This window comes from Sphingomonas silueang, assembly GCF_040049155.1.
Taxonomy (GTDB): Bacteria; Pseudomonadota; Alphaproteobacteria; order Sphingomonadales; family Sphingomonadaceae; genus Sphingomonas; species Sphingomonas silueang.
The window spans coordinates 54,573-66,145 of sequence record NZ_JBDZDK010000009.1; the positions used below are offsets into that span (position 1 = coordinate 54,573).

9 protein-coding genes are annotated in these 11,573 nt (G+C 67.8%); 6 read left to right on the forward strand and 3 right to left on the reverse strand.

All coding sequences use genetic code 11. The annotated features are described in order from the left end of the window. The first annotated feature begins 9 nt into the window (after window positions 1-9). From ABLE43_RS10665 to ABLE43_RS10685, 5 genes are all read left to right on the forward strand, one after another. Window positions 10-1,419, forward strand: coding sequence for a sugar porter family MFS transporter (locus ABLE43_RS10665; RefSeq protein ID WP_348978572.1), 1,410 nt, complete (start codon window positions 10-12; stop codon window positions 1,417-1,419). Between the two features lie 86 nt (window positions 1,420-1,505). After that, a complete protein-coding gene (locus ABLE43_RS10670) occupies window positions 1,506-3,284 on the forward strand; it encodes an IlvD/Edd family dehydratase (protein WP_348978485.1) in 1,779 nt (592 codons plus the stop codon). 10 nt (window positions 3,285-3,294) lie between these two features. Then, on the forward strand, window positions 3,295-4,434 hold the full coding sequence (locus tag ABLE43_RS10675) for a fumarylacetoacetate hydrolase family protein (protein ID WP_348978486.1): 1,140 nt from the start codon (window positions 3,295-3,297) through the stop codon (window positions 4,432-4,434). 24 nt (window positions 4,435-4,458) lie between these two features. Beyond that, entirely contained in the window at window positions 4,459-5,241 is a 783-nt protein-coding gene (gene xylB, locus ABLE43_RS10680; protein WP_348978487.1) for a D-xylose 1-dehydrogenase, read from the forward strand. A gap of 1 nt (window position 5,242) precedes the next feature. After that, window positions 5,243-6,133: an SMP-30/gluconolactonase/LRE family protein gene (locus tag ABLE43_RS10685; RefSeq protein ID WP_348978488.1), complete on the forward strand. Its 891-nt coding sequence runs from the start codon at window positions 5,243-5,245 to the stop codon at window positions 6,131-6,133. Between the two features lie 285 nt (window positions 6,134-6,418). On the opposite strand, the gene ABLE43_RS10690 is transcribed toward ABLE43_RS10685, so the two are convergent. The 3 genes from ABLE43_RS10690 to ABLE43_RS10700 form a co-directional block, all read right to left on the reverse strand. Further along, the gene (locus ABLE43_RS10690) at window positions 6,419-7,027 is read right to left on the reverse strand and encodes a peptidoglycan DD-metalloendopeptidase family protein (RefSeq protein ID WP_348978489.1); all 609 of its coding nucleotides are present in this window, start codon (window positions 7,025-7,027) and stop codon (window positions 6,419-6,421) included. Between the two features lie 122 nt (window positions 7,028-7,149). Continuing rightward, window positions 7,150-7,530: a MerC domain-containing protein gene (locus tag ABLE43_RS10695; protein ID WP_348978490.1), complete on the reverse strand. Its 381-nt coding sequence runs from the start codon at window positions 7,528-7,530 to the stop codon at window positions 7,150-7,152. A gap of 31 nt (window positions 7,531-7,561) precedes the next feature. Beyond that, entirely contained in the window at window positions 7,562-8,584 is a 1,023-nt protein-coding gene (locus ABLE43_RS10700; protein WP_348978491.1) for a LacI family DNA-binding transcriptional regulator, read from the reverse strand. 185 nt (window positions 8,585-8,769) lie between these two features. On the opposite strand from ABLE43_RS10700, the gene ABLE43_RS10705 reads away from it, so the two are divergent. Further along, window positions 8,770-11,541: a TonB-dependent receptor gene (locus ABLE43_RS10705; protein WP_348978492.1), complete on the forward strand. Its 2,772-nt coding sequence runs from the start codon at window positions 8,770-8,772 to the stop codon at window positions 11,539-11,541. Window positions 11,542-11,573: the final 32 nt, after the last annotated feature.

An 11,573-nucleotide genomic window follows, 5' to 3' on the forward strand; every position in this document is an offset into this window, starting at 1 on the left:
TGGATGGGGATGGTACAGGCGACGGGGGAGCGCGTGAACATCGCGCTCGTCATCGCGATCGTCGCGGTGGCGACGATCGGCGGATTGCTGTTCGGCTATGACAGCGGCGCGGTGAACGGGACGCAGGAGGGGTTGAAGACCGCGTTCGGTCTGAGCGAGGCGGGGCTGGGCTTCACCGTCGGTTCGCTGCTGATCGGCTGTTTCGTCGGCGCATTCCTCGCGGGCAGGCTGGCGGACGCGATGGGCCGTCGCAAGGTGATGATGCTGGCCGCCGTGCTGTTCCTGATCGGTGCGCTGATCCAGGGGTTCAGCCATGTCCAGCTGCTGTTCGTCGCTGCGCGCTTCATGGGCGGCATGGCGGTCGGTGCCGCATCGGTGCTCTCGCCCGCCTATATTTCGGAGGTCGCCCCCGCCAACATCCGCGGGCGGATGACGACGATCCAGCAGATCATGATCATCACGGGGCTCACCGCCGCGTTCGTCGTGAACTATTATCTGGCCGCCGCCGCCGGTACCTCCACCGCCCTCTGGTGGGGCGGCTATGAGGCATGGCGCTGGATGTACTGGATGCAGGCGATTCCCGCCGCCGTGTTCCTCGTGGCGCTGCTCTTCATCCCGGAGAGCCCGCGCTATCTGGTGCAGAAGGGCCGTCTGGACGAGGCGCGCATCGTGCTCACCCGCCTGTTCGGCCCCGCCGCCGCCCAGACCAAGATCCGCGATATCGAGGCGTCGTTCAGCAAGGACCACAAGCCCGCGCTGCGCGACATCATGGACCCGGTGAAGGGCGGCATCCGCCCGATCGTGTGGGCGGGCCTCGTGCTCGCGGTGTTCCAGCAGCTCGTCGGCATCAACGTGATCTTCTATTACGGCGCGACGCTGTGGCAGCTCGCCGGGTTCAGCGAGGACCAGTCGCTTCAGATCAACATCGTCTCGGGCGTGGTGTCGATCGCCGCCTGCTTCGTCACCATCGCGCTGGTCGACCGGATCGGGCGCAAGCCGTTGCTGCTGATCGGGTCGGCGGGCATGGCGGTGACGCTGTGGGCGCTGGTGTACTGCTTCCACAACGGCACGCTGGATGCGGCGGGCAAGCTGCAGCTGTCGGTGCAGCTCGGCACGCTCGCGCTGTGGGCGGCGAACCTCTATGTCGTGTTCTTCAACGTCAGCTGGGGCCCGATCATGTGGGTGATGCTGGGCGAGATGTTCCCCAACCAGATGCGCGGATCGGCGCTGGCGGTGTGCGGCTTCGCGCAATGGTTCGCCAACTATCTGATTGCGCAGAGTTTTCCGGTGATGGCGTCGAGCCTAGGCCTGACCGTGACCTACAGCTTCTACGGGCTGTGCGCGGTCATCAGCTTCTTCCTCGTCCAGAAGTTCATCCATGAGACGAAGGGCAAGGAGCTGGAGGACATGCCGGGCTGAGCGCCCCCGACGATCGCTCCATGAGTGTAAAGTTTGTAAACTTCGGCCCCGCTGCGGCGGGGCATCCTTTCGATGCAGTAGGCAGCATGACCCGCACCCCCGCCCGCCCGTTCCGATCGCGCGAATGGTTCGCCGCCCCCGGACGGCTCGACATGGCCGCGCTCTATCTCGAACGCTTCATGAACTATGGCATCACTCCGAAGGAGCTGACCAGCGGTCGCCCGATCATCGGCATCGCCCAGTCGGGATCGGACCTGACGCCGTGCAACCGCATCCATCTGGAGACGGTGAAGCGGGTGAAGGCGGGGATCGAGGCGGCGGGCGGGATTCCGATGGAATTCCCGACGCATCCGATCTTCGAGAACTGCCGCCGCCCGACCGCCGCGATCGACCGCAACCTCGCCTATCTCGGCCTCGTCGAAATCCTCAACGGCTATCCAATCGATGCGGTGGTGCTGACCACCGGTTGCGACAAGACGACGCCGTCGGGGATCATGGCGGCCTCGACCGTCGATATCCCCGCGATCGTGCTGTCGGGCGGGCCGATGCTCGACGGCTGGCACGACGGCGATCTGGTCGGGTCGGGCACCGTCATCTGGCGCTCGCGGCGCAAGCTGGCGGCGGGCGAGATGACCGAGGAGGAATTCCTCGAAGCCGCCACCGCCTCCGCGCCGTCCGCAGGGCATTGCAACACCATGGGCACCGCCTCGACGATGAACGCCATCGCCGAGGGGCTGGGCCTGTCGCTCCCCGGCTGCGCGGCGATCCCCGCGCCGTACCGCGAACGCGGGCAGATCGCGTACGAGACGGGCCGCCGCATCGTCGAGATGGCCTATGACGACCTGCGCCCCTCGCAGGTCCTGACGCGCCGGTCGTTCCTCAACGCCATCGCGCTCATTACCGCGATCGGCGGGTCGTCGAACGCGCATCCGCACCTGCACGCCATGGCGCGCCATGCCGGGGTCGAGCTGCACCCGTCCGACTGGATGGAGCATGGCTATGACCTGCCGCTGCTGGTCGACGTCCAGCCCGCGGGGCGCTTCCTCGGCGAACGCTTCCACCGTGCGGGCGGGGTGCCTGCCGTCCTGTCCGAGCTGATCGCGGCGGGCAAGGTCGATGGCACCGTCGCCACCGTCACCGGGCGGACGCTCGCCGAGAATGTCGCGGGCCGCACCGCCACCGATCGCGAGGTCATCCGCCCCTATGACCAGCCGCTGAAGGAACAGGCGGGGTTCCTCGTCCTGTCGGGCAATCTGTTCGACGTGGCGATCATGAAGACCAGCGTCATCGGCCCCGACTTCCGCGCACGCTACCTGTCGCGCCCCGGCCATGAAGGGGTGTTCGAGGGGCGGGCGATCGTGTTCGACGGGTCGGACGACTATCACCACCGCATCGACGATCCCGCGCTGGCGATCGACGAGAACTGCATCCTCGTGATCCGCGGGGCAGGGGTGGTCGGCTGGCCCGGATCGGCCGAAGTCACCAACATGCAGCCGCCCGCAGCCCTCCTGCAACGCGGTATCCAGAGCCTGCCGACGATCGGCGACGGGCGGCAATCGGGCACGTCGGACAGCCCGTCGATCCTCAACGCCTCGCCCGAAAGCGCGGTCGGCGGCGGCCTCGCATGGCTGCGCACCGGCGACACGATCCGCATCGATCTGAACGCGGGCCGCTGCGACATGCTGGTGGCGGATGCCGAGATCGAACGCCGCAAGGCCGACGGCATCCCGCCGGTCCCGCCCAGCCGGACGCCGTGGGAGGAAATCTACCGCGCGAACGTCGGCCAGCTGGGCGAGGGCGGGGTGCTCGACCTCGCGCTCAACTATCGCCGCACGTCGGAAACGACGCCGCGCCACAATCACTAAGGGAAGCGACATGACCCTCGAACATGCCGGCCGGATGCTTCCGGTCGATTACGACAAGGCGATCCTCGTCGGACGGATGCTGCTCGACGCCGGTCCCACCCCGGTGTTGCTGAACGGCGGGGAAGTGATCGACGTGTCGGCCCATGCGCCGACCGTCGCCGATCTGCTGGAACTGGAGGATATCGCTTCGCTCGATGGCCCGGTGGTGTGCGACACGCCGTCGCTGACCGACGGCAGCGGCGGCCATCCGCCGATCCTGTCGCCGATCGACCTGCAATGCGTGAAGGCGGCAGGCGTCACCTTCGCCGTCTCCGCACTGGAACGGGTGATCGAGGAGCGCGCGCGCGGCGACGCCGATGCGGCGCAGGGCATTCGCGGCGACCTCGAGGCGCGCATCGGCGGCGGCATCCGTTCGGTGAAGCCCGGCTCCCCCGAGGCGGCGGAACTGAAGGCCGCGCTGATCGAGGCGGGGATGTGGTCGCAATATCTGGAAGTCGCGATCGGCCCCGATGCCGAGGTGTTCACCAAGGCCCCGGTGCTCTCCACGGTCGGCTGGGGCGCCGAGGTCGGCATCCGTTCGGATTCGTCGTGGAACAACCCCGAGCCGGAGATCGTGATCGTCGCGACCAGCACCGGCAAGGCGGTCGGCGCGACGCTCGGCAACGATGTGAACCTGCGCGATTTCGAGGGGCGCTCGGCGCTGCTGCTGGGCAAGGCGAAGGACAACAACGCCTCGACCGGGATCGGCCCGTTCATCCGCCTGTTCGACGACCATTTCACCATGGACACGGTGCGGGGTGCCGTGGTCGACCTGCGCATCGACGGGCCGGAGGGCTATGTCCTGACCGGCACCAGCACGATGCGTGAGATCAGCCGCGATCCCGAGGATCTGGTGCGGCAGGCCCTGTCCGAGCACCAATATCCGGACGGCTTCGTCCTGTTCCTCGGCACGCTGTTCGCGCCGGTGCAGGACCGCGACGAACCGGGCCGCGGCTTCACCCACAAGCCGGGCGACGTGGTACGCATCGCCACGCCGTCGCTCGGCGAACTGGTCAACACCGTCACCACCTCCAGGGCGGCGGACCCATGGGCGTTCGGTATCCGCGACCTCATGCGCAATCTCGCGCGCCGCGGCCTGATCGCCGCCTGACACCTCCTTCTGCTGGAAATGCCCATGTCGCCTGAAGACTTCGCCTATCCGATCGCGCCGGAAGCCCGCGCGTCCTATCCCTCGCTGGCGGGCAGGCGGGTGCTCGTCACCGGCGGCGGGTCGGGCATCGGCGCGGGCGTGGTCGAGGGGTTCGTGCGACAGGGCGCGCACGTCACCTTCTTCGACATCGCCGAGGCGGATTCGCAAAAGCTGGTCGAGGAACTGGCGGGTGTCGGCCCGACGCCGGTGTTCCACCGGGTCGACCTGACCGATATCGCCGCGCTCAAGGCCGCGATCGCCGAGGCCGGGGAATTCGACGTGCTGGTCAACAACGCCGCCAGCGACGATCGCCACACGATCGAACAGGTGGACGAGACCTATTGGGACAACCGCATGGCGGTGAACCTGCGCCACCTGTTCTTCGCGGCACAGGCGGTGGTGCCGGGCATGAAGGCGCGCGGCCACGGCGTGATCGTCAACATGGGGTCGATCAGCTGGCACCTCGCGCTGGAGGAACTGACCCTCTACCAGACCGCCAAGGCCGGGATCGAAGGGCTGACCCGCAGCCTCGCGCGCGAACTGGGCGGCGACGGCATCCGTTCGGTCTGCGTCATCCCCGGCAACGTCCGCACCCCGCGCCAGCTCCAATGGTACACGCCGGAGGGCGAGGCGGAGATCGTCAGGGCACAATGCCTGAACGGTCGCCTGGTCGCGGGCGACATCGCCGCGATGATCCTGTTCCTTGCCTCCGACGATGCGCGGCTGATAACCGGGCACAGTTTCTTCGTGGATGCAGGGTGGCGATAGGATGAGCAAGGTACAGCGTTCGGAGCCGGTCAGCGTCTGGGATCTTCAGGCCCCGCTGCTCGAAGGGCCGGTGTGGGTCGCGCGCGATGCCGCGCTGTGGTTCGGCTGCATCAAGACGCCGCGTGTCCACCGCTATGATCCGGCCACGAACGAACGGCGCAGCTGGGCCGCGCCCGCACAATGCGGCTTCGTCCTGCCGAGCGCGGACGGCAGGTTCATCGCCGGGCTTCAGACCGGGCTGCACCGCTTCGATCCCGTCACCGGCGCGTTCGAGCTGCTGGTCGATCCCGAACCGACGCTCCCCGGCAACCGGCTGAACGACGCCACGGTCGACGGTGCGGGGCGGCTGTGGTTCGGTACGATGGACGACGGCGAAAGCGCCGCGACCGGCGCGATCTATCGCCTCGGCGCGGACGGCCGCTGCGTCGCGTCCAGCCCCAGGATCGCGATCACCAACGGCCCGGCGGTCAGCCCGGACGGGCGGACGCTGTATCACGTCGATACGCTGGGCGGCGACGTCTTCGCCTGCGCGATCGCCGACGACGGATCGCTGACCGACCGGCGCGTGTTCACGACGATCCCCAATGCCGAAGGCCATCCGGACGGCCCCTGCGTCGATGCCGAGGGTTGCGTGTGGATCGGCCTGTACGGCGGCTGGGGCATCCGCCGCTATTCGCCCAAGGGCGAGCTGCTGGAGACGGTGCGGATGCCGGTCGATGCGATCACCAAGATCGCCTTCGGCGGACCGGACCTGAAGACGGTGTTCGCCACCACCGCCAACAAGCACCACGACGCCGAAGCGGCGGCGGCGCAACCGCTGGCGGGGAACCTGTTCCGCTTCGAGGTCGACGTGCCGGGGGTGCCGGGCGTGGAGATTTCGCAGGGGATTTGAACGGGCCGGTACCGCTTCCGTGCACGTGGATCAGGCGCGAGCGCGCGATCCTGCGCCGGTCGGAGCAGAGTACCGGTTCCGCGCACGTGGATCAGGCCCTAGATCGGATCGACATTCACTTCGCTGACACAAGAGAGCCGCTCCATTTTACTGTCGTCACTCCCGCGCAGGCGGGAGTCCATATGCGCCAGCGTCGCGAATTCGATCGAAACGTCGGCGGTTATGGATTCCCGCCTGCGCGGGAATGACGAAAATTCATGCGTATCGGCTGAAGGTCGATCAGTCCTAGCTCAGCGCAGGCACCTTCCCCATCGCCCGAAGATCCCATCGGATCTGGAGCGGGGTGGCCCCCCGGTATGCGCCGATGTGGATATGCGGGGCGTGGCTGAACCCGTTGTTGCCGACCTGCGCGACGACGTCACCCGCGACGACGACATCGCCGACCTTCACCCGCGGTCGGTCGGTATGCGCGAGGACGACGTTCGTGCCGTCTGCCGCGGTGATGACGATGACGCTGGCGGGATCGCGTCCCATGACGCCCGGCGGGTTGGTCAGCGGGTTGGTCCGCACATAGCGCACGGTCCCGCCGATCGGCGCGTGAATGTCGGCCTGCCAGCCGTACCAGTCCTCGTTGCGGGCGCCGTTGGTCCGGAACGGGCGCCGGAACCCGACGCCCGATGCATCCGTGCCGCCCTCGATCGCGCAGTCGGTGCCGAGCGCGTCGCCGGTCGTCGCTTCCTGGCCCGATGCGTGCTGCGAACAACTGAACGGTTCGTGGAACACCGGCGCGACGACGATCTCCTCGATCGCCGTTCCCTCGGTCGCGGGCTCGAACAGACCGGGCAGCAAGGGCGCGGATGCGGCCTGCAACGCGAGCGACAGGGCAACGATCACCAACGATTCTCCAATCCTGAGAGGGGCAGATACGCCGAAACTATCGGCAACGTCCGACGAAGCGCAATGCCGTGCGATGTTGCGGCACGCGCGCAAGGCGGATCGCACTCACCGCACGGGGTTCAGGCCGGGCGCAACCGCCGCCAGTTGCCGACATGCGCCCCCGCCAGCGCAAGGCTGCCCGCGACGGTCAGCGCCGTTTCCGCCGCGGGTGCGCTGGCCAGCGTCACGCCGGCCGCCAGCGCCGCCAGCCCGACCACGCCCAGCACCAGCGGCACCACCCGGCCATGCGCGCGATAGCCGCCGATCAGCGCGGTGCCGCTCAGGGGAACGGCGGTCAGCAGCAGCACGACATGCAGCCATTCCGTCGACGCCCCGCCGATGGTCGCCAGCGCGGGCAGCAGCGCGAACAGGATCGGCAGGCCGATGCAGTGGATCAGGCACAGCAGCGATGCACCGATCGCCGCGCCGTCGAGGAACTTCGCGTGTCGCATGGTGATCATATGATACATTGTATCATGAAACGCAAGCCGCTCAGCTCGATTTGCGCACCACCAGTTCGGGCGGCAGCAGCGCGGGTGCGGTGTCGCGCCGGTCGATCCGGCGGATCAGCATGTCGACCAGCAGCTCGCCCGCGCGTGCATAATCCTGACGGATGGTGGTGAGCGGCGGCTGGGCGAGGCTGGCGGCGGGGATGTCGTCGAAGCCGACCACCGCCACGTCGTCGGGCACGCGCCGCCCGGCCTCGGCAAGCGCACGCAAGGCACCCAGCGCGATCATGTCGGACGCGGCGAAGATCGCGTCGAACGCGATGCCGCGCCCCATCAGCCGCGCCGCGGCGTCATAGCCCGACGCCTCGCTCGACAGCGCGTCGACCTGCAACCCCGGATCGACGCCCAGCCCCGCCTCGCCGAGCGCCGCGACCAATCCGCGGTAGCGGTCGCGCGATTCGGGATAATGGCTCGATGCGTCGCCCAGAAAGGCGATCCCCCGCCGCCCGCGCGCCAGCAGGTGCCGCCCGGCGTCGCGCCCGCCCGCCAGATTGTCGCAGCCGACCACGCTGCCCGGATGCGCCGGATCGATCGACCCCCAGCGGACGAAATGCGTCCCCTGCGCCACCAGCTGGTCCAGCCGCCGCGAATAATCGTCGAAGTCGCCGTAGCCCAGCAGGATCAGCCCGTCCGCCTTGCGGCTGTCCTCGTAATCGACGTGCCAGTCGGCGGACAGCTGCTGGAACGAGGTGAGCAGGTCGTATCCCCGCGCGCCGCAGGTATGCAGGATCGACCCCAGCATCGACAGGAAGAACGGGTTGATCCGCGATCCGTCCGGCGCGGGATCCTCGAAGAACAGCAGCGCCAGCGTCGAGGTGCTGCCCCGGCGCAGCGCGGAGGCGTTCTTGTCGACCTTGTAGTTCAGCTGGCGCGCGATCGCCTCGATCCGGAGGCGGGTGGCGGCGCTGACCGTGCGGTCGCCGCGCAGCGCCCGGCTGACCGTGGGTTGCGATACCCCGGCCAGCGCGGCGATGTCGAACGAGGTCGGCTTGTCGCCCGCCGCCATGGGATTTGCCTAGCCTCTCCGGTCGTGATCCTCCGTCCTTAGCGCCCCGGCGGGATGGGCGGAAGCATCGTTCTGAATACGTATGCCATCCGCTTTCCTTTCGTCGCGTCCGGTTTCAAAGGACGGGTACGGACGAACCGGACGAAAGAGCCGGGGAATCAGGCATAGATGGAGGGGACTGAGAGATGCGGTATTCGTCGCAGGGATCGACGCGCGCCCGGGTTGCGCGCAGTGTCAGCATGGGCGCGCTGATCGCGGCGGGCATGGCGTTCGGCGGGCAGGTCGCGTTCGCGCAGACCACGACGACCACGCCTGCGCCCGAAGTCGCGCAGGCCGACGGCACCGATCCGACCGCCACGGCCGATCAGGGCGAGGAAATCGTCGTCACCGGCTTCCGCGCCAGCCTCGAGAATGCCGTCGCCGAGAAGAAGAACCGCGACCAGGTCGTCGAATCGATCTCGGCGGAGGATATCGGCAAGCTGCCCGACGCATCGATCGCGGAATCGATCGCCCGCCTGCCGGGCCTGACCTCGCAGCGCGTCTCGGGCCGCTCGAACGCGATCTCGATCCGCGGCTTCGCGCCCGATTTCTCGACCACGCTGCTCAACGGTCGCGAACAGACCTCGACCGGCGACAACCGCGCGGTCGAATATGACCAGTACCCGGCCGAGATCATGAGCCAGGTGCTGGTGTACAAGACCGGTCAGGCGAACCTCGTCGGGCAGGGGCTGTCGGGCACCGTCGACCTGCGCACCGTCCGTCCGCTCGAATACGGCCGCCGCGCGATCTCGATCGGCGGGCGCGGCACCTATGCCGATCTCGGCCGCCTGAACGCCGGGTCGCGCGACAAGGGCTATCGCGTCAACGGCACCTATATCGACCAGTTCGCCGACGACACGATCGGCGTGGCGCTCTCGGCCAACTATCTCGACGAGCCGTACCAGATCCAGGAGTTCAATGCCTGGGGCTACGCCGGGGTCAACGGCAACCAGGGCGTGATCGGCGGGTCCAAGTCCTATGTCACCTCCACCCGGCTCAAGCGCCTCGGCTTGTCGGGTACGCTCCAGTACAAGCCGACCCCGAACCTGACGATCACCGCGGACGGCTTCTATTCCGACTTCAACGACGACCAGATCAAGCGCGGGATCGAACTGCCGCTGGGCTATGGGCAGGATTTCAACAACCTGGCGAACCCCAACAGCGTCCGGCTGACCGGTTCGACCGCCAACAGCGACGGCTTTGTCACCGCGGGCACCTTCCGCAATGTCGAGGGCGTGGTTCGCAACGATGCGTTCGAGCGCAAGGCGAAGCTCTATTCGTTCGGCTACAACACCGCATGGCGCGGCGACGACGGCTGGAACGCGACGTTCGACGCCAGCTATTCCAGGACCGACCGCAGCGAGACGATCCTCGAAAGCTATGCCGGGACCGGTTACGGCCAGAACGTGGGCGCAAAGGACAATATCGCCTTCACCAGCGGCGGGACCGGCACCCGCTTCTCGCCCACGCTGAACTACAGCGATCCGAACCTGATCCTGCTGACCGATCCGCTCGGCTGGGGCGGCAGCAACCTGCAGGCGGGCTATTTCAACGACCGCATCGTCAAGGACCGCATCGCGCAATACCGCCTCGAGGTCGAGAAGGAGCTGGACGGGTTCCTCGGCGGGGTGAAGGCGGGCCTCAACTACACCGATCGCGACAAGTCGCTGACCCCGGACGAATCGCTGCTGGTCCTCGCCGGTGGTCTCCGCCAGCTGCGCCTGCCCGACCAGTATCGTCAGGCGCCGACCAGCCTGAACTATCTGGGGCTCGGGCCGATGCTCAGCTACGACCCGCGCGACTTGCTGGCGGGCGGCGTCTATGCGCTCAGCCGCAACACCAGCCTCGACGTGCCCGCCAAGGCGTTCCGCATCGCCGAGGATCTGATGACGATGTACGTCCAGGCGGACATCGATCAGGAGATCGGCGCATCGCAGCTGACCGGCAACTTCGGCGTGCAGGCGATCGCCACCGAACAGAAGTCGTCGGGTCTCGTCGCGGCCAACGGCACGCTGGTGCCGACGATCCGCGGCGCGGATTACTGGGACGTGCTGCCCAGCCTCAACCTGTCGCTGCGGACGCCGGGCGACTGGGTGTTCCGTGCGGGTGCCGCGCGGCAGGTGCAGCGCCCGCGGCTGGACGACATGCGCGTGTCGCAGGGCTATGGCTACAACCCGGCGGAACGGATCATCACCGGCGGCGGCGGCAACCCGTATCTGCGCCCGATCCGGTCCAACTCGTTCGACCTGACGATCGAGAAATATTTCGGCCGCGCTGGCTACATCGCGGCGCAGGGTTTCTACAAGGATCTGAAATCCTTCGTCTATAACCAGACGATCCCGTTCGACTTCGGCGGCTTCCCCACGCCGACCGGCACGCCTGCGGGCACGCCGACGCTCGGCCGGTCGGACGTGCCGATCAACGGCGCGGGCGGCAGCATCTACGGCGTCGAACTGGCGACCACCCTGCCGCTCGGCACGATCGTCGGGGCGCTGGACGGCTTCGGCGTGACCGGCGGCGGTTCGTGGACCAGGACGCAGATCAAGCCGACCCCGACCAGCCCGGCGGAGGATATCCCCGGCTATTCCAAATGGGTCATCAACGGCACCGCCTATTTCGAGAAATGGGGCTTCAGCGCCCGCGGCTCGGCCCGCTACCGCTCGACCTTCGTCGGCGAGCTGTCGGGCTTCGGCGGCAACCGCCAGCGCCGCCGCGCGCTGGACGAGACGATCATCGATGCGCAGATCGGCTACGAGTTCCAGAAGGGGACCAGCCTCGAAGGCCTGTCGCTGTTCGTGCAGGGCCAGAACCTGACTAACGAGCGTTTCGCGACCGTCGATCCGCGCTACGACCTCGCCGTGATCGACTATCAGACCTATGGCCGGCGCTTCCTCGCCGGGGCATCGTTCCGGTTCTGATGGCTTTGCCCCCGTGTTCCGGCACGGGGGCA